Source organism: Plantactinospora sp. B24E8, from assembly GCF_039871735.1.
In the GTDB taxonomy this organism is placed as follows: domain Bacteria; phylum Actinomycetota; class Actinomycetes; order Mycobacteriales; family Micromonosporaceae; genus Plantactinospora.
Genome location: NZ_JBDPMH010000019.1, coordinates 81,378 through 99,531 on the forward strand (window position 1 = coordinate 81,378; position 18,154 = coordinate 99,531).

An 18,154-nucleotide genomic window follows, 5' to 3' on the forward strand; every position below is an offset into this window, starting at 1 on the left:
AGATCCTATGCCGGGCCGGCGACCGGCCCGTCCGCCCTCCGCCACCGGTCCGGCAAGATTTTCTGGCATTCTTCGGTCGAGGATGTCGAGAACCGTGCGCCGGCTTCTACCTGAGGGTGAGAGCGCCGAGACGGGCGCGAAGGCGTAGGGAGCCAGCGATGAAGTACATGCTGTTGATGCAGTTCAGCGAGGCCGCGGCCGAGTTCCCGCCGATCCACGCCTGGACGCCGGAGGAGATCCAGGCGCACATCGGGTTCATGGGCGACGTCAACGGCAAGCTCGTCGCCTCCGGCGAGTTCGTGGACGGCCAGGGCCTGGCGATGCCGGACCAGGCGAAGATCGTCCGGGCCGGGGACGGCGGCGGGCCCGTGGTCACCGAAGGTCCCTTCGCCGAGACGAAGGAGTGGCTCGCCGGCTACTGGATCGTCGACACCGACACCCCGGAGCGGGCGGTCGAACTCGCCGCGTACATCTCCACCGCCCCCGGGCCCGGCGGGCGTCCGCTGAACATGCCGATCGAGGTCCGCCCGGTGATGTCGGCCCCGCCGCAGGAGCTGTGACGGTTGACCACCACGTCGCGGGGGAGTGACGGGTCCTGAACACCCTCGACCGCACCGCCGAGGACCTGCTGCGCGATCTGGCGCCGCGGGTCCTCGGCGTGCTCGTCCGCCGGTTCGGCGACTTCGACACGGCCGAGGACGCGGTACAGGAGTCGCTGCTCGCCGCGGCGACGCAGTGGCCGCGGGACGGGACGCCGGACAACCCGCGCGGCTGGCTGATCCAGGTCGCCTCCCGCCGGATGATCGAACAGGTGCGTAACGAGCAGGCCCGACGCCGCCGGGAGGCGGTGGTCGCCCAACGGGAGCCGGCGGACCGGCAGTCGGCGCCGGCGGCGGACGTACCGACCCCGGCCGACCGGGACGACACCCTGCTCCTGCTCTTCCTGTGCTGCCATCCCGCGCTGTCGGCGACCTCGCGGATCGCGCTCACCCTGCGCGCGGTCGGCGGGCTGACCACAGCCGAGATCGCCCGGGCCTTCCTGGTGCCGGAGGCGACGATGGCGCAGCGGATCAGCCGCGCCAAGCAACGGATCAGCGCCTCCGGCGGCCGGTTCCGGATGCCGGAGGGACCGGACCGCGCCGACGCACTCGGCCAGGTGCTGCACGTGCTCTACCTGATCTTCAGCGAGGGGCACACCAGCAGCGGCGGCGCGGACCTGTACCGGATCGAACTGTCCAGCGAGGCGATCCGGCTGACCCGGGCCGTGCACGCGCTGCTGCCCGACGACAGCGAGGTCACCGGACTGCTCGCGCTGATGCTGCTCACCGATGCCCGCCGTCCGGCCCGGATCGGGCCGGACGGTGTGCTGGTCTCCCTGGCCGACCAGGACCGCAGCCGCTGGGACCGGGCCGCCATCACCGAGGGGATCGCGCTGGTCACCCGGGCGCTGCCGCGCGGACCGCTCGGGCCCTACCAGATCCAGGCCGCGATCGCCGCCGTACACGACGAGGCGGCGACGGCCGAGGAGACCGACTGGCCGCAGATCCTCGCCCTCTACCAGGTGTTGGAGCGGTACTCGGCCAATCCCGTGGTGGCACTCAACCGGGCGGTGGCGGTCGCCATGGTGCACGGCCCGCTGGCCGGCCTCGCCGTCCTCGCGGAGACGGGCTCCGACCCCCGGCTGGCCGGCCAGCACCGGCTCGACGCCACCCGCGCCCACCTGCTGGAGATGGCCGGCGACCGGGCCGCCGCGATCGCGCACTACCGGGCGGCGGCCAACCGGACGGCCAGCCTGCCGGAACGGCACTACCTCACCCTCCGGGCCGCCCGGCTGGCCTGAGCCGAGCGGCCCGGACCGGTCAGTCGCAGCCGGCTCCGGGGTTGTCGTCCGGAAGGCCGGCGCCGCCGTCGACGCTCGACTCGTACCGGCTGATCGCGGCGACCTTCGCGGCCGAGTTCGACGCCGTGTCGAAGCGATAGCCCAGCCACTCCCGGGCCAGCCGGCGAGCCAGTTCCAGCCCGATCACCCGCTGCCCCATGGCCAGCACCTGGGCGTCGTTGCTGAGCACCGCGCGTTCCACCGAGAAGCTGTCGTGGGCGGTCACCGCCCGGATCCCCGGCACCTTGTTGGCCGCGATCGCCATTCCCAGGCCGGTGCCGCAGATCAGCAAGGCCCGGTCCGCCCGGCCCTGGGCGACCAGTCGCGCCGCGGCGACGGCGACATGCGGGTACGCCGTGTCGTCCCCCCGGCCGACGCCGACGTCCTCGACCGAGGCCACCCGGTCGTCCGCCTCCAGGTCGGCCCGGAGGATCTCCTTGTACTGCAGGCCGGCGTCGTCGCAGCCGACGACGACACGCAGCCGGTTGTCGGTCATCTGGCCGGCTCCTGTTCCGGGTCGGACACCTCAGAGAGGTGCCGGTCGGATGACACCTCAGAGAGGTGCCGGTCGACTGTCGTCGCCACCGTCCGGAGACAGAGCGCCAGCGACACCGCCCCGGGGTCCGGGGTGCCGACGCTCCGCTCGGCCAACGGCCGGGCCCGGCCCACCCGGGGACGCAGCCCGGCGGTGTCGTCCGCCGCCCGGGTGGCCACCGCCGCCGCCTCACGCCAGGCCGCCCCGACGCTGTCGCCGGCACCGGCCGCCGCGTCGAGCGCGTCGTGGAACGGCACCAGAGCGTCCAACAGCGTCTTGTCGCCGGGTTCCGCGCCGCCGAGCCCCCGGATGGTCTCGACCGCCGCCCCGACCGCGTCCCGGAGATCGGCGATGCCGACCGGGCTCCGCTCGTCGCCCAGATGCTCGCCGGCCGACCGCAGCGCCGCCCCCCACAACACCCCGGAGGTGCCGCCGGCCCGGGCCGCCCAGGCATCGCCGGCCGCACCGAGCACCGAGGCCAGCCCGTGTCCATCGTCGACCGCCACCCTGGCCGCCTCGAGCGCGGCCGTCACCCCGCGCAGCATGCCGCGTCCGTGGTCACCGTCGCCGGCGACCGCGTCGAGCCGACCCAGCTCCGCCTCGGCGTCCGCGATCGCCGCGACGACCTCGGTCAGCGCCTCGGCGACCGCCCGACCGTACGCGCGGGAGTCGGCACTGCTCCGAGGCGCTTCCGGTGGCCCGCCGCCGGGATCGTGGCGTCCGCTCGCGGCCGCCCGGTCACCGCTCGTACGGCTGCCCGGCACCCGGGCCGCCCCGTTCCCGGCCGGCGGCGCCGAACCGGCGGACACCTCGACCAGGTGCGGGTTCTTCCGGTACGCCGGAGTGTCGGCCGGCGCGCACCAGAAACGCTCCAGTTCCTCGTCCAACCAGCAGAGCGTCAGCGAGCACCCGGCCATGTCCAGGCTGGTCACCAGCTCGCCGACCTCCGGGTCCAGCACCGTCAGGCCGGCACCGGAGAGCTCCTCGGAGACCGTCTTCCAGACGACGAACAGCTCCTCGTACTTGGTGGCGCCGAGCCCGTTGAGGATGACGGCGACCCGGGAACCGGCCCCGGCCGGCTGTTCGGCGAGGACACCCCGGACGAGGGTCCGGGCGAGTTCGGCGGCGGTCGGCAGGTCGTCGGAGGAGACGCCCGGCTCGCCGTGGATGCCGAGTCCGAGCCCCATCGTGCCGGCCGGCACGGTGAACAGCGGATGGTCCTGGCCCGGCAGGGTGCAGCCGGCGAACGCCACGCCGAGGGTGCGGGTCCGGTCGTTGGTGGCCCGGGCCACCCGCTCGACCTCGGCCAGCGGATAGCCGGCCTCGGCCGCCGCGGCGGCGGTCTTGAACACCACGAAGTCGCCGGCGATGCCCCGGCGCTTCTCCGTCTCGGCCGGCCCGGCACTCGCGATGTCGTCGGTGACCAGTACCGTGCGGGTGTCGATCCCCTCCGCGCGCAGCCGCTGCTCGGCCAGCCCGAAGTTCATCACGTCCCCGGCGTAGTTGCCGAAGAGGAAGAGCACCCCGGCGCCGTTGTCGGCGGCCCGGGCCACCTCGTACGCCTGCTGTGCCGACGGCGAGGTGAAGATGTTGCCGACCACCGCACCGTCGGCGAAGCCGGGACCCACCACGCCGCAGAACGCCGGATAGTGTCCGGATCCGCCGCCGACCACGACCGCCACCTTGCCGGCGCGGGTCTGGCCGGCCCGGACCACTCCGCCGGGGACACCCCGGACGTAGCGGTGGTGCAGGTCGAGGAAACCGGCGAGCATGTCGTCGCTGAACGCGGCGGGATCGTTGAAGAGTCGGGTCAACGGTCAGCTCCTTCGCCTCGGGCGCGGGCCGGCCCCGGCCCGGCTGTGCCGTCCTCCGGCGCCAGCAGCGTGACGAGCCGGGAGTCGTCCTCGGCCGCCATACCCTGGCGCATCGCCAGCGTGTAGAGCGCGGTGGCGGCGGCAGCGACCGGTGTCGGTACCCCGGCCGCCGAGGCGACCCTGCCGACGATGTGCATGTCCTTGTTGATCACGTCCAGCCGGGACCGCAGTTCGACGTCGCCAGTGTACGCGCGCGCCATCCGTGGCCCTCGATCCGCCAACATGAACGACGCCGCCGCCCCCGAACCGAGCACCTGCACCACGGTGTCCAGGTCGAGACCGAGTGCGCGGGCCAGCGCCAACGCCTCGGCCGCGGCGGCGGTGTGGATGCCGCAGAGCAGTTGGTTCACCGTTTTCATCGTCTGGCCGTCACCGGGGTTCGGGCCGACGACGTACACGGTGGAGGCCAGCAGGTCGAGCACCCGGCGGGCGTTCGCGAGTGCCCGGTCCGCCGCGCCGACCATGATCAGCAGATCGCCGGTGCCCGCCCGGACCGGCCCGCCGCTGACCGGCGCGTCCACCAGGTCGACGCCGCCCTCGGCCAGGCTCGCCGCGACGGCGCGGGCCGCCTCCGGGCCGACCGTGCTGGTCAGCACGACCACCGCGCCCGGCCGCAGGGTGTGGACCGCGCCGTCGGCACCGAACAGAGCCGACCTCAACTGCTCCTCGTCGCGCACCGCCAGCACCGCGACGTCCGCGCTCCGGCACGCCTCGGCGGGGCTGGCCGCGGCGTGCGTACCGCCCTCGACCGCGAGGGCCCGACGCTCCGGGGAGACGTCGAAGGCCCACACCGGCAACTCACCGCCGAGCCGGAGTGCCATCGGCAGCCCCATCGCGCCCAGGCCCAGGACGGCGACCGTCGTGCTGGCGCCGTCCCGTCCCGGGGCAGCCGTCGCGGCTCCACTGTGGTCGACCGGATCGCGGTTCACGGCGCCTCCTTCGGGGGCAGGATCGAGGCCAGGTAGCGGCGGTTCGTGGCCATCACCCCGAGGCCGTCCCCGCCGTACTGCTCCAGACAGAACGCGCCGGTGAAGCCGTACCCGATCGCGTCCCGGACCGCCCGTCGGTAGTTGATCACGCCGAGCTCCATCGACGTCGGCGTGCTCAGCACCGCACCCGTCGTGCCGTCCTCGAACCGGTGGTAGTTCTTGACGTGCCAGTAGTTGGTCAGCGGCAGGCACTTCTCGAGCATCACCTCGATCGGCTCGATCGGGCGGTGCAGCCGGACCAGGTTGCCGAGGTCGGGGTTGAGTCCGACGTTCGGGTGTCCGATCTCCTCGACGAGACGGACGGCCGAGTCGGCGGTGCCGAGCAGGGTGTCCTCGTACATCTCCAGCGACAGCGCGACGCCGACCTCGGCCGCGTGCCGACCCAGCTCGCGCAGCCGGGCCGCGGCCAGCCGGCGGTTCTCCGGGTCGTCCGCGTCACGCGGCCCGTCCACGGTCCAGAACCACAGCACCGCACGCTGCCGCTCGGTCAGCGGCCGGTGCAGGCCGACGCTGACCACCGAGCAGCCGAGCGCCGCGGCCGCCTCGATCGCCCGGTGGCTGTACGCGAGGTTCTCCTCCCCGGCCACCGGGTCGATGACGCTGCGCCGGATCACCGAGACCGCCTCGGCGCGTAACCCGGCCGCCCGGACCGCCTCGCCGAGTTCGGTCAACCGGGCCGGCGGGAGGTCGGCGACCCGGACCCACGAGTCGGTCAGGTCGACCTCGGTGAAACCCTCCGCGGCGACCTCGGCCAGGATGTCCCGCCAGGTCTGGGCCGGTGCGTCCTGCACCGGTACGCCGGGCCGCAGTTCGGCCGGGAAGGGCAGCATCGCGGCGGCCAGCGCCCAGCCGGAGTCAGCCGTCGACACGGTGCCTCCCCGGCGCGTCACGCAGCAGCTCGGCCAGTGGCTCGCGGCGCAGACACCGGTCGAAGGCGAACGAGTCGGCGAGCGCCTCGGCCTCCTCCGGGGTCAGCCCCTCGAAGCAGCGGGCGAAGTCGCCGACCATCGGCTCGGCGAGCAGGATGTGCCGGACCAGACCCCGGACCCAGCCGTGCTGTCCCCACGGGTACGGCTGGAAGTCCGGGAACTCCTCCGCGAAGAGCCGCTCGATCGGCTCCATGACGTGTCGTACCCCGGTGTCCACCGAGCCCCAGGAGTCGACCCCGAGGCGGGCCTTCTTCTCCAGCACCGGAGCGATCCGGCGCAGGTACGGACCGTCCGGGTCGGCGTGCACCAGCCCCTGCAACCCGATGTCCTTGTACGTCCACAGTGCCCAGCTCGCCCCGTGCTCGGCGTAGATCTCCAGCTGGTCGGCGAGAATCTGCCGGCGTTGCGTGTCCCGCTCCGGGTCACCGGTGTAGACCGGCCCGAACTCGCCGACCCAGATCGGGGTGCCGGTGTCGCGCATGTACGCGGTCCGGGCCAGGAAGGTCCGCTCCAGGACGTCCCGGTCGACGTACTCGCCCCGGGAGATCCCGGGGTAGGGGCCGCCGTCGACGAAGCCGGGCAGGGTGTAGTCGTGCGCGGTGTAGACGGTGTTCGGCAGCGGGTCGCCGAGCTGGTCGAACTGGGTGGAGTAGCGGTTGCCGTCGAGGAAGAGCACGTGCCGGGGGTCGACGGCCCGGATCGCCGCCTCCAGCCGACGGTAGAACGGGCCGATCGCCTCGCCGACCGCGTCACCGGGCTCGTTGACCGGGTTGTAGCCGGCCACCCACGGGTTGTCCTTGTACCGGTCGGCGAGCGCCTCCCACAGGTGCACGACCCGGTCCTGGAAGTGCCGGTGGGTCCAGAAGTGCGCCCAGTGCGTGGGATTGTCGCTGTGCCAGTGCTGGTTCTGGTAGCCGGGCACCGCGTGCAGGTCGAGGATGGTGTATATGCCGTGCCGGGCACAGGCGTCGACCACCTGGTCCAGCCGGCGGAACCCCTCCTCCTTCAACTCGAACGGCCGGTCGTCGTCCTCGAAGTGCCGGTAGTTGAACGGCACCCGGACCGAGTTCAGGCCGAGCGAGGCGAGGTAGTCGGCGTCGGCGTCGGCGAAGAAGACACTGAGGAACCGGTCGAAGAACCGTTCGTAGCCCTCCGCGCCGAGGGTCGCCCGCAGCGCCCGCCGCTGCTGCGACTCGGTCCCCGGGTAGCCGGTGATGAAGTTCTCCATGTTCATCCAGCCGCCGAGGCCCACGCCGCGCAGCACCACCGTGCTGCCGTCGTCGGTGACCAGCCGGTCACCGTCGACCCGGACGAAGCCGTGCCGGGGGGAGGGGATGTCAGCCATGGTGCTCCTCAGGGTCGCGGGCGAACAGGTCGGTGCCGCCGGCGCGGTCCGCGAGCCGGCCACAGCCGGCCACGTCCCGCTCGCCGTCGGCGATCACCACGTCGTAGCGCAGCCGGAGTTCGGCGCCGGGCGCGAGCGGGTACTCGCGGTCGAAGAACGGTGCCGGGCCGAGGCAGGCGTACGGTTCGGTACGGACGAACCAGCGGGTCGTCTCGGCGCCCAGGTTCGTCGGATGGTTCCGGAAGACCAGCGTGGAGGCGAGCGTGCCGGGCGGCCCGTAACCGTCGTGCTGACCGACAAAACCGAGCCAGCGGCCACGCCAGCCCATCAGTTCGTCGGCGCCGGTCCGGTCCTCGGTGACCACCCGGCCGCCGATGAACGAGCGGGGTCCGTGCCAGAGCATTCCGCCGTACCCGGCGTTCTCCCGACCCTGGGTGGTCGGGCTGCCGATCGTGATCGTCTCGTTGGTGTTGTTGCGCAGCACCGTGGAGAACTGCAGCAGCCAGGCACTGAGGTTGGCCCAGACCGCCACCGCGAGCCGGCGCTCTTCGATGGCGACCGGGTGACCGTGCGCGGCGACCCAGCGTAGCCGCTCGGTCAGCCGTACGGCGTCGGCGTCCCGGCGCAGCACCGGGAAGTCGTGGTGTTCGACCCGCCCGATGTTGTCCAGTGCCTGGTAACCCCGGCCCCGGACGTACGTCCCGCCGCCCCAGAAGTTGTCCGGCCCGAAGTTCGAGATGCCGAAGCAGAGTCCCTTGTGCCACCGGTGGTCGTGCGGCCGGTACAGGCTGACCTCGTTGCCGGCCAGGGTCCGCAGCGGGTGCAGGTACGGGCGCGGCGACTCCTCCGCCGGCTCCTCCGGGGTGTAGACGTAGCGGAGAAGTTCGGCGCCATGCCAGCCGACCCGTACCGACCGGCCGACGTCGTGGTTGACGGTCAGCCCGCTGCCGGGCCCGCCGGACCGGCCGGACCCGGCCGGCGTACCGCCCGGCAGCGGGGCCGGTGCGGGGGCCGGAGCCGGTACGACGGGGGCGGAGATGTTCACCATCGGGGTCCGTTGCCTTCCATCTTGCGGTAGAACGGTGAGTCGGCGGTCAGGTCGGCCGCGCGGACGGGGGAGCGGGTGAACGCGGAGGCGTACACCCCGGCGACGAGTCCCATGGTCCGCCGGCTCTCCGCCGAGTCGACCGGGGGCGGCGTACCGGCCCGTAGCGCCCGGACCACCTCGGCGAACTGGGCCCGGTGGGCGCTGCGTACCCCGGCCGGGCCGGCCCGCCAGGCGGCCAGCACCTCGTCGGCGTGCTCCGGGGCGGCGGTGATCCGCCAGTCGTCGTCGCCGTACCCGTACAGGTGGGTGACCTCGACGGTGGCCCGTTCGAAGTCGAAGCGCAGGTAGCTCTCCTCCCGGACCGAGACCAGACTGTTCACCACGCTGGCCACCGCACCGTTGGCGAAGCTGACGTGCGCCATGCTGACGTCCTCGGTCTCCATTCGTCGGGCCTGCTGCCGGGCGATCGCGGACACCTCGGTCCAGTCGCCGAGGATCGCGCAGAGCAGGTCCATCTGGTGGATGCCGTGCCCCATCGTCGGCCCGCCGCCCTCGGTGTCCCACCGACCCCGCCACTCGACGTCGAAGTACGCCTGGTCGCGGAACCAGGTGGTGTGGCAGACCGCGACCAGCGGACGTCCGAGCACCCCGGAGTCGAGCAGCGCCCGCAGCCGCAGCGCCCCGGTCCCGAACCGGTGCTGGAAGACGGTCGCCACCGTGGCGCCGTACCTCTTCTCGGCCTCGACCAGTTCGTCCAGTTGGGCCAGGCTCAGCGTCGGCGGCTTCTCCACCAGGACGTTGCTGCCGGCGGTGAGGCAGGCCAGGGCGAGCGGGTGGTGCGAGCCGGGCGGGGTGCAGAGGTGCACCAGGTCGGGGCGGTCCTTCTCCAGCAGGCTCGTCAGGTCGGCGTGCCGGGCCGGTACGTCGTACCGGTCGGCGAACGCCGTGAGCCGGTCGGCGTTGACGTCGACGGCGCCGACCAGGCGTACGTCATCGCCGAGCTCCCGCAGCGACTCGGCGTGGATGCGGGCGATGTTGCCGGTGCCGACGACGGCGACGCGGAGGGGTTCCACGGCACAGCTCCTCAGGTGGGGTTCGGGGTCAGTCGGGGCCGGTGCGCAGCGGGTCGTACGCGTGCAGGAAGCCGCACATGCCGAGGGTGGTCTGCTCGGGTCGGGCGATCCGGGAGACGGTCGCCCCGGTCAGGTGCCGGTGGTCGCCGCGCCGCAGTGCCTCGATCTGCTCCCCGGTGCGCCGGCTGACCGCCACCGGCCCGTCGGTCCAACGTCGGGACCAGGTGTCGAGTTGGGGTCGGACCAGGGCGGTCGCCGCCGCGTAGAAGGCGTCGAGCGGCCCGGTGTCGCCGGCCTCGACGTGTCGCCGCAGCTCCGCGAAGCCCTCGATCGCCAGGTCGCGGCGGGCCCGGGCCCGGTCGGCCGACGGTTCCCCGGAGCCGTCGGTCAGCGACACCGCCCGCCGGTACGTCTCGGAGTCCACCAGGTGTTCGGGCGGCAGGGTGAGGACGGCGTCGCCGGCCTCCGGCAGGCCGCCGTTCTGCATGACGACCACCACCTGGAGGTCGCCGTCGTTCACCGCCCGGTGGATGGTGCCGGGGGTGAACCAGACGACGTCGCCGGGGGCGAGTGGCGACTCGGTGAAGCCGCCCGGGGTCAGGGTCTGCAGCCGGCCCCGGCCGCCGGTCACCACGTAGCACTCGGTGCAGCAGAGGTGGACGTGCGGCGAGCCGCCGTGCAGCCCGTCGTCGGTCCGCCAGGGATAGACCTCCAACCCGGTGATGCCGACCGCGCCGGGAAACGGCGGTGGCGCCCCGCCGGGAGGTGGGGCAGGTGCGTCGGTCACGGCTGGTGTTCCGCGGCGAAGGACTCGATCTCGGCCCGGTCCCAGGCCCGGTCGGCGATCACCACCCGGTGTCGCAGCCGCAGCGTCTCGTCGGGAGCGAGCGGGATTTCCTGGTCGAAGGCGGGTGACGGGTTGATCGCCGGGAACGGGGTGTTCCGGACGAACCACTTCAGCGGGACGTCCGCGCTGGAGCTGCCGGCGAAGACCAGCACGGTGCCGCCGCCGTCGACCTCGTCGTGCTCCCCGGTGTACGCCAGCCACGGTGACACCGTGCCCATGCTCTCCGGGTCGCCGCCGCCGTCCGGGGTGACGATCTGACCGCCGGCCCAGCCACGCGGCCCGCGCCAGAAGAACCCGGTGTAGCCGGCGTTCGGCCGACCGTGCGTGGTCGGGCTGCCGATCGACAGGTCGGCGCCCCGGATGTTGCGCAGCTCGGTGCCGAAGTCGAGCATCCAGCTGCCGCGTGCCCGGTCGACACCGTGGAGCCGCAGCTCGCGGTGTTCCGCGACCCAGTGTTCGCCGGTCGAGGTGAGCCAGGTGAGCGTCTCGCGCAGGGTCAGCTCGGTCGGGGTGACGTCGACCAGTTCGAACGAGTCGTGCCGCATCCGTCCGATGTTGTCCAGTCGGGTGTAGCCCTGGTTGCGGACGTACGAGTGTCCGCCCCAGAAGTTCTGCCCCGAGAGGTGCGAGATCGTCATCTGGATGCCCTTGTGCCACCGGTGGTCGTTCGGCCGGTACGCCGACACCAGCGCGCCGCCGAGGGTGCGCAACGGGTGCAGGTACGGCTTCGGTGACTCGTACGGGTCGATCCGGCTGTCGTCGTAGACGTAGGTGGCGATCTCGACCCCGGCGACGTCGACCACGATCCGGTGCCCGTGTTCGTGGGTGACGGTCAGGGTGCCGGCCCGGTCGGCCGTACCGTCTGCGGAGGTCATGAGCTCGGGTGCCTTTCGCTCGGCGGGATGCCGCGACCGCCGGTCCCGCTGCCGCCGGTCAGGGCCGCGCGGTGACCAGTGTCGATAGTGGACAGCCAGGGTCAGGGTTATCGGTAACCGTTTTCCCGAGCTAACCCCGTTCCGGTCGCCACGTCAAGATCCAAACCGGTTCAGCTCGGATGTCACGGCGTCACCCGAGGTGGAGCCCTCCACTGCGCAACGTTGGCGAATCCGTGTTGACCTGCATGAACATTCGTAGCCGGCGCTCCCCGGCCGGGGTTCGCCGATCCTCTGGTGACGGACTGGATGTTTCGGCATTAGGCCGAAACTTTCGGCCGCCGGCCAGGACCAGCGCGACCTGGTACAACTGCGAGCCCCCCGGCATCCGCAGGTAGCGCGGCCCGGTCCGGCCCGGCCTTTCGCCCCGCGACGCGGTTCCGCTACGGCGACCCCGCCGTCACCCGGCCGGCGTCAGCCGGAAGCCCTGCAGTTCGACGCCCCAGACGTCCACGACCGGCTCGGGGACATCCTCGCCCGTGGAGCACCCCTCGACGCAGAAGCCGAAGAATTCCAGCATCGCCCGCTCGCCCAGGTCGAGCGGATGGAACGGCAGCGCGTACGGCTGGTCGTCCTCGTGGTACGGATCGGGCTCCACCGGAAACTGCCCTGCCCAGTAGGGGCGTTCGAATGGGAGCCGGTCGCCGATCTCCTCGGCGATGCCGCCGCCAGGCGAGAGACTCAGGGACCGGACCAGTCGGCCGTCCTCCCAGACCGCGAACGCCAGCCAGTCGACGACACTGTGCATGGCGTGCAGGTAGAGCCGTCGTCCCCGACCCACCTCCACCAGCTGCTCGGGGAGCTGCGACGGGCGGTCGAACAGCCGCCGCACCGGTCACCGTGATCCCGTCGGTGTCACGGAATCCTCCGATCGGGGTCATGCCGCATAGCCGCCTCTCGAGGGCCACCGCTGCTCACTGTGGTGGAACCGTATGATCTTCCGGAACGCTGCGGCGTACGCCATGTCCCGCCGCCCGTCGCGCGGCGCCCCCTCGCCGGTCGCCTTCTCGATGACCAGCCGACGGTCCAGGTCCGGGGGGTGGCCGAAGGCGTATTCCACCTCTCGGCCGTCCTTCCGGACCAGTTCGAACTCCACCAGGATCGCCATCTGCGCGGCTCCTCCCCGTCGATGAGCACGTCAAAGGTCTCGCCAACTGGCCGGCGAGCCTACCGCCCGTCCAGCAACCACTCGCCGGGCAACGCCCGCCGCACCGCCGAGATCCCGTCCTTCGACGTCGCACGGACCCACAATCACGTCCCGGGATCCTTGCGCAGGATCGCCCCGGGCTCCTCGAACCATCTCACGCGACAGCATGCCCCACCGGCGTCCGGACCGGGTACGGCCACCGGTCGGTGTCGGCCGAGGCCGTCACCAGAGGCTCGCGGTGACCTGTCGGTACGATCGCCGCCATGGCCCGGATCGAGCTGACCACCACCGTCATGGCCGACCTGGAGTCGGTGTTCGACGCCTGCCTCGACGTGGATCTGCACACCAGATCAATGACAGGCAGTCGGGAGCGGGCGGTCGCCGGGGTCACCACCGGCCGGCTCGGCGCACGGGATGTCGTCACCTGGCGGGCCCGGCATTGTGGTGTTCCGTGGCGGATGACCGTGCAGGTCACTGAGTATCAGCGGCCGTACCGGTTTGTCGACGAGCAGCTGCGCGGGCCGTTCACCCGGTGGTGGCACGAGCACACCTTCACGCCCGACCCTTCCGACCCCGCCCGCACCATCATGCGGGACGCCATCGACTTCACCGCGCCCGTCGGAGTCGTCGGAGTCCTGGTGGCCAGGCTGGGCCTCTCCGGCTACCTCAGCCAGCTGATCGCCCGTCGTAACGCCTTCCTCGCCACGTCGCTGGCCACCTGACGCTCCCGACTGGTCAAGGGCGTTGGACCGGTCAGCGGATGGGCACGTCGCAGCGGAAGGTACGCCCGGCGGGGACCGATATTCGCGGGCCCTGGTGATGGCTCCGGCGCAGAATGGCGCGGTGCGGATTCGACAGGCTGCGGAGAACGAGCTGGAACTCCTGCGGGAGATCGAACTGGCGGCGGGTGAGGCCTTCCGGGAGTACGGCATGCCGGAGGTCGCCGACCACGAGCCGCCGACGGTCGAGGCGCTGTCCGGGTTCCGGCAGGCCGGTCGGATCTGGACGGCGGCCGATCCGGACGACCATCCGGTGGCCTACCTGCTCACCGACGAGGTCGACGGCAACGTCCACGTCGAGCAGGTGTCGGTGCATCCCGGGTACGCGCGGCGCGGCATCGGCCGGTCCCTGATCGAGTACGTCGCCGGCCGGTCGGTGGCCGACGGCGTACCGGCGCTGACCCTGACCACCTTCCTTGAGGTGCCGTGGAACGCGCCCTACTACCGGCGGTGCGGTTTCCGGGTCCTTGACAACTCCGAGTTGACCCCGGGACTACGGGCGATCCGTGCACACGAGGCGGCACTCGGACTGGACGAGTGGCCCCGGGTCTGCATGCGCCGCGATCTTCCCTGACCTCGGAACGTACTCCCCCTCGGGGCGGGCTGCGATGAACTGGCAGGCTTTGCAGATGACTTCGGACCTGATCACTACCGCCGGGGCATCGGGCACCTGGACGCTCGGCGACCTGACGGTGAACCGGCTCGGTTTCGGTGCGATGCGGCTGACCGCCGCCGCCGACGGCACCCCCAGCGACCGGGACCGGGCCACAGCCGTGTTGCGACGGGCCGTCGAGCTGGGCGTGAACCACATTGATACTGCTGCCTTCTACTTCTCGGCGCTCCGTTCCGCCAACGAACTGATCAACACGGCACTGGCCCCGTACCCCGACGACCTGGTGATCACCACCAAGGTCGGTCCCGGCCGGGACCCGTCCGGCGGGTGGCTGCCGTTGGCCCGGCCCGACCAGCTCCGCGGCCAGGTCGAGGAGAACCTGCGTCAGCTCGGCCGCGACCACCTCGACGTCGTCAACCTGCGCCAGAACGGTCTCGAGTCGATCGCCGAGCACTTCGGCGCCCTGGCCGAACTCCGTGACGCCGGGCTGATCCGGCATCTCGGTATCTCCAACGTCAGACCGGAGCACCTCGACCAGGCCCAGGCCATCGCCCCGGTGGTCTGTGTGCAGAACCCGTACGGGATCGACTACCGGCGCAACCACGACAACTTCGTACGCGTCTGCGGCGAGCGGGGCGTGGCCTTCGTACCGTTCTTCGCGATCGCCGCCGCCGGCCGTGAGTCTGGTTCGAGCGGCATCGACAACGCGGCGGTCCACTCCGTCGCCCGGGCGCACGGCGTGACCCCGGCCCAAATTCGCATCGCGTGGACGCTGCACCAGGGGGCGCACGTGCTGGCGATTCCGGGCACCGGCGACCCGGACCATCTGCGGCAGAACGTCGCCGCCGGTGCGCTGCGCCTCAGTGGCGAGGATCTGGCCCTGCTGGATTCCATCCACCGCGATCCAATGGAGGATGTCGCCTCCTCCTGACGCACCCGCCGGTTCCGACCCGGGCGACCGGCCCGGTCCGCGCTGTACCGTGGCCCGGCCGCTGTGCGGTGGCCGGGCCGTCGGCCCGGCGAGCGCTCGGATGCGGCCGGGAGTACCGCGTCGCCGGGCGCGGCGTGCCGCTGCCGGCGTCGGCGGTGGCCGGAGCCGACGCGGCGGGATCGGGGTGCAGCAGCGCCAGCGCGGCGACCAGGCCGGCGGTGCGGCCGAGCAGCCGAACCAGGGTGAGGCCGCTGATCCGGTCGGCCCAGGGACGGGTCGGGTGGTTACCGGCTACCGCCCGCTGCGGTGGGTGCCCAGGGCCTTGGACAGCAGCTGGTGCAGTTGCCGCTGCTCGGTGGTGCTGAGCGCGGCCAGCGGTGACGCCGTCTCCATCCGGTCGGCGAGCCGGGCCCGGACCCGTTCCCCAGCATCGGTCAGGACCAGGGTGCGGACCCGGCCGTCCCGGGGGTGTGGCCGGCGCTCGGCTAGACCCCGTTCCTCCAGCTTGGTCGCCATCAGCGAAATGTTCGACGGGTCGCAGTGCAGCCGTTCGGCGAGCTGGCGCAGGGGTGCTGGGTCCGCGGCGGGGTCCACCAGCCACAGCAGGTTGGCGACCGGCTCGGTCAGGTCGAGCGTACGCAGGATGTCCCGCAGGTCGTCGAGGGTCCGTTGGGCCAACGTGACGACCTGGTCCACCAGGGTGCCGGTGAGCTGCGTATCGGCCACGTGATCAGTATAACTCCTTGAGAGTCTCCTTGAGTTTGTCATGGAAATGCTTGAGAATTTCAAGGGTGTACGCCGGCTGTCGGCGTCCTGACGTGCCCAGGAGGCACCGATGTCAACACCACGGACCCGCTCAGAGACGTGGACCGCCGACGACCTGCCGGACCTGTCCGGCCGCCGGATCGTGGTCACCGGCGCCAGCAGCGGACTCGGTCTGATCACCACCCGGCAGTTGGCGGCCCGCGGCGCGTCGGTGGTCATGGCGGTCCGGGACCTGGCGAAGGGGGAGCGGGCCGCCAGCACGCTCCGCGAACTCCTTCCCGCGGCCGACCTGGAACTCAGAGCGCTGGACCTGCTGGACCTGGACTCGGTACGGGCCTTCGCCGACCCGCTCGCCGGCGAGGAGCGGCCGGCGGACGTCCTGATCAACAACGCCGGCATCGCCACCCAGCCGCACCGGCTGAGCCCACAGGGGTACGAGAGCCAGTTCGCCACCAACCACCTCGGTCACTTCGCCCTCAGCCTGCGGCTGATGGAGAGCCTGACCCGGGGCACCGACCCCCGGATCGTCACCGTCACCTCCGCCCTCTATCCGTGGGGCAGGCTGGACCTCGACGACCTGGCCGGTGAACGCGGCTACTCGCCCGGCCGGGCCTACGTCGGTTCCAAGCTGGCCAACGCGCTGTTCGGGGTGGAACTCGACCGGCGGCTGCGCGCCAGCGGCTCGCCGGTCCGCAGCCTGCTCGCCCACCCCGGCATGGCGCGTACCCCGATGCAGGACAATGCCCGGACGCCCGTCGAGCGTCTGGTGGTCGCCGTCATCGGCGCGGTGCTGGGCCGGGACGCCGAGCAGGGGGCGCTGCCGCTGCTCTACGCGGCCACCGTCCCGGACCTGCCCGGCGGCAGTTACGTCGGTCCACAGCGGCGGACGGGGCGGATGCGGCCCGGGCCGGTCCCGCTGGTCCCGCCCGCCGACGACCCGGCGCTCGCCCGACGGCTCTGGGACGTCTCGGAGCGGGTCACCGGACTCCGGCTCACCCCGGTGGCCTGACCAGGCTGGCCGGGCTCCGGCTCTCGCCCCGGTGGGCGGGGGAGGCCCGCGCGGCCCCGGTGGACGGCGCCGCCCCGACCGCGGTCCGGGTCAGCCGTCCGCGCCCCGGTACTCGTAGAGCTGGTCGACGAACTTGCGGCGCAGCGGCGGCACCCGACTGGTCACACTGAAGTAGCCCCGCGCGGCGAGCATGGCGAGCCGACCGATGACCGGTTTGTAGATCCGGTCGTCGCCGTTGGTGCCGTTGGTCCGCAGCGAGTCGGCGACCCGGGCGAAGCCGTACCGGATCATCTCCGCCTCGTAGTCGGCGACCGCGGACAGCAGCGACTTGGCACCGGCGGCGCAGGCGACCAGTTCCCGGCGCAGCAGCGCGGCGTCCCGCAGCGCGGTGTTCGCGCCCACCCCCCGACCCGGCGTCATGGTGTGGATCGCGTCGCCGAGCAGCGTGACGTGACTGCTCGGCCACGGTTCGACCGGCACCGAGGTGGCCACCTTGACCGGTACGACACTGCCCGGATCGCTGTGCCGGAGCAGCTCCCGCAGGTTCGGGTGCCAGTTGCGGGTCAGCTCCAGGGCGATCTGCGCCAACGGCTCGCCGCGCAGCTCCATGACGTTCGCCGGAAACCGGCTCGCCGTGGTCCAGATGATCAGGTTGATGTGGTCCCGGGTGTTGTCGTAGAGCAGGCCCGGCCAGCTGGAGATCATGCTGGCGTCGGTGACCCCGATCCCCGGCTTGATCTCACCGCGCCGATCCCACTTGAACTCCATCACGTGCAGCACGCCCATCACACCGCCGGCCCCGAAGATCAGGGAGATGCCCTGCCGCACCTCGTCGGAGAGCAGACTCCGGGTGTACTCGGTGAGCGGGATCTTGCTGGCGATGTTGATGCTGCCGGCGTCCTTGACCACCGCGTGCGGCAGGTACTGCCGGCGGACCGCCGAGTGCGTGCCGTCCGCCGCGACCAGCAGGTCCCCGGTGGCCGACGTGCCGTCGGCGAAGTACGCGGTGACCCGGCCGTCGCGCTGCTGGAAGTGGGTGAAGGTCCGGCCGAAGTGGACGACGTCCTCCAGGTCGGTGAGCAGCACCTGGCGCAGCGTCATCCGGGAGACCGACTGGTCGATGCTGGTCGGGTCGGCGTCCGGCCGCAGCGGGAACGAGGCCGTCCGGTGCAGCTGCTCGGTGAGCACGTTGAAGTACCGGGGCGGCCGGGCGGTGGTGGCCAGAAACGTCTGGAACAGCTCCGGCGGCAGGCACTCCCGCAGCGCCCGGCAGCCCGTCGGGTTGATCCCCACCCGGTAGCCGTGCAGGCCGTCGCTGCGGGTGCGGTACCGCTCGTACACCGCCACGCTGATCCCCGCGCGGCGCAGTCCGTGCGCCAGGCACATGCCGCCGGTGCCGGCGCCGATGATGAGCACGTGCAACGGTTCGTCGGTCATCGGAACTCTCCCGTCGCCGGGA

Annotated in this window: 19 protein-coding genes; 6 read left to right on the plus strand and 13 right to left on the minus strand. The window is 72.2% G+C overall.

What is annotated here, in order from left to right; all coding sequences use genetic code 11:
* The first annotated feature begins 158 nt into the window (after window positions 1–158).
* Window positions 159–560, plus strand: a complete 402-nt coding sequence (locus ABGB21_RS24230) for a YciI family protein (protein WP_347655001.1) — start codon at window positions 159–161, stop codon at window positions 558–560.
* A 35-nt stretch (window positions 561–595) separates the two neighbouring features.
* On the plus strand, window positions 596–1,840 hold the full coding sequence (locus ABGB21_RS24235) for a sigma-70 family RNA polymerase sigma factor (RefSeq protein WP_347655031.1): 1,245 nt from the start codon (window positions 596–598) through the stop codon (window positions 1,838–1,840).
* Window positions 1,841–1,859: 19 nt separating this feature from the next.
* Here ABGB21_RS24235 and ABGB21_RS24240 read toward each other — a convergent pair whose 3' ends face one another.
* The 11 genes from ABGB21_RS24240 to ABGB21_RS24290 all read right to left on the minus strand — a co-directional run bounded on the left by ABGB21_RS24240 (window position 1,860) and on the right by ABGB21_RS24290 (window position 12,559).
* Entirely contained in the window at window positions 1,860–2,375 is a 516-nt protein-coding gene (locus tag ABGB21_RS24240; RefSeq protein ID WP_347655000.1) for a ribose-5-phosphate isomerase, read from the minus strand.
* Window positions 2,372–4,228, minus strand: coding sequence for a dihydroxyacetone kinase family protein (locus ABGB21_RS24245; RefSeq protein WP_347679712.1), 1,857 nt, complete (start codon window positions 4,226–4,228; stop codon window positions 2,372–2,374). Before ABGB21_RS24245 ends, ABGB21_RS24240 begins: the two co-directional genes overlap by 4 nt.
* Complete coding sequence (locus ABGB21_RS24250; protein ID WP_347679714.1) at window positions 4,225–5,217, minus strand: NAD(P)-dependent oxidoreductase; 993 nt, start codon at window positions 5,215–5,217, stop codon at window positions 4,225–4,227. Before ABGB21_RS24250 ends, ABGB21_RS24245 begins: the two co-directional genes overlap by 4 nt.
* A complete protein-coding gene (locus tag ABGB21_RS24255; protein ID WP_347654997.1) occupies window positions 5,214–6,146 on the minus strand; it encodes a sugar phosphate isomerase/epimerase family protein in 933 nt (310 codons plus the stop codon). Before ABGB21_RS24255 ends, ABGB21_RS24250 begins: the two co-directional genes overlap by 4 nt.
* Window positions 6,133–7,551 (minus strand): glycoside hydrolase family 5 protein, encoded by a 1,419-nt coding sequence (locus ABGB21_RS24260; protein ID WP_347654996.1) that lies wholly within the window; start codon window positions 7,549–7,551, stop codon window positions 6,133–6,135. Before ABGB21_RS24260 ends, ABGB21_RS24255 begins: the two co-directional genes overlap by 14 nt.
* Complete coding sequence (locus ABGB21_RS24265; protein WP_347654995.1) at window positions 7,544–8,599, minus strand: PmoA family protein; 1,056 nt, start codon at window positions 8,597–8,599, stop codon at window positions 7,544–7,546. Before ABGB21_RS24265 ends, ABGB21_RS24260 begins: the two co-directional genes overlap by 8 nt.
* Window positions 8,593–9,672, minus strand: coding sequence for a Gfo/Idh/MocA family oxidoreductase (locus tag ABGB21_RS24270; RefSeq protein ID WP_347654994.1), 1,080 nt, complete (start codon window positions 9,670–9,672; stop codon window positions 8,593–8,595). Before ABGB21_RS24270 ends, ABGB21_RS24265 begins: the two co-directional genes overlap by 7 nt.
* A gap of 28 nt (window positions 9,673–9,700) precedes the next feature.
* Entirely contained in the window at window positions 9,701–10,459 is a 759-nt protein-coding gene (locus ABGB21_RS24275; protein ID WP_347654993.1) for a cupin domain-containing protein, read from the minus strand.
* Window positions 10,456–11,394, minus strand: coding sequence for a PmoA family protein (locus tag ABGB21_RS24280; protein ID WP_347679716.1), 939 nt, complete (start codon window positions 11,392–11,394; stop codon window positions 10,456–10,458). The genes ABGB21_RS24275 and ABGB21_RS24280 overlap by 4 nt, the downstream gene beginning before the upstream one ends.
* A 457-nt stretch (window positions 11,395–11,851) precedes the next feature.
* A complete protein-coding gene (locus tag ABGB21_RS24285; protein ID WP_347654991.1) occupies window positions 11,852–12,283 on the minus strand; it encodes a hypothetical protein in 432 nt (143 codons plus the stop codon).
* A 45-nt stretch (window positions 12,284–12,328) separates the two neighbouring features.
* Complete coding sequence (locus ABGB21_RS24290) at window positions 12,329–12,559, minus strand: hypothetical protein (protein ID WP_347654990.1); 231 nt, start codon at window positions 12,557–12,559, stop codon at window positions 12,329–12,331.
* 302 nt (window positions 12,560–12,861) lie between these two features.
* Between ABGB21_RS24290 and ABGB21_RS24295 the strand changes: the two genes are divergently transcribed.
* From ABGB21_RS24295 to ABGB21_RS24305, 3 genes are all read left to right on the plus strand, one after another.
* Complete coding sequence (locus ABGB21_RS24295) at window positions 12,862–13,320, plus strand: SRPBCC family protein (protein WP_347654989.1); 459 nt, start codon at window positions 12,862–12,864, stop codon at window positions 13,318–13,320.
* Between the two features lie 121 nt (window positions 13,321–13,441).
* The gene (locus ABGB21_RS24300) at window positions 13,442–13,951 is read left to right on the plus strand and encodes a GNAT family N-acetyltransferase (RefSeq protein WP_347679718.1); all 510 of its coding nucleotides are present in this window, start codon (window positions 13,442–13,444) and stop codon (window positions 13,949–13,951) included.
* Between the two features lie 55 nt (window positions 13,952–14,006).
* Window positions 14,007–14,921, plus strand: coding sequence for an oxidoreductase (locus ABGB21_RS24305; protein ID WP_347654987.1), 915 nt, complete (start codon window positions 14,007–14,009; stop codon window positions 14,919–14,921).
* A gap of 291 nt (window positions 14,922–15,212) precedes the next feature.
* Here ABGB21_RS24305 and ABGB21_RS24310 read toward each other — a convergent pair whose 3' ends face one another.
* Entirely contained in the window at window positions 15,213–15,647 is a 435-nt protein-coding gene (locus ABGB21_RS24310; protein WP_347679720.1) for a MarR family transcriptional regulator, read from the minus strand.
* 109 nt (window positions 15,648–15,756) lie between these two features.
* Here ABGB21_RS24310 and ABGB21_RS24315 point away from each other — a divergent pair, with 109 nt between their 5' ends.
* Entirely contained in the window at window positions 15,757–16,695 is a 939-nt protein-coding gene (locus tag ABGB21_RS24315; RefSeq protein ID WP_347679722.1) for an oxidoreductase, read from the plus strand.
* Between the two features lie 90 nt (window positions 16,696–16,785).
* Here ABGB21_RS24315 and ABGB21_RS24320 read toward each other — a convergent pair whose 3' ends face one another.
* A complete protein-coding gene (locus ABGB21_RS24320; RefSeq protein ID WP_347679724.1) occupies window positions 16,786–18,132 on the minus strand; it encodes an NAD(P)/FAD-dependent oxidoreductase in 1,347 nt (448 codons plus the stop codon).
* Window positions 18,133–18,154: the final 22 nt, after the last annotated feature.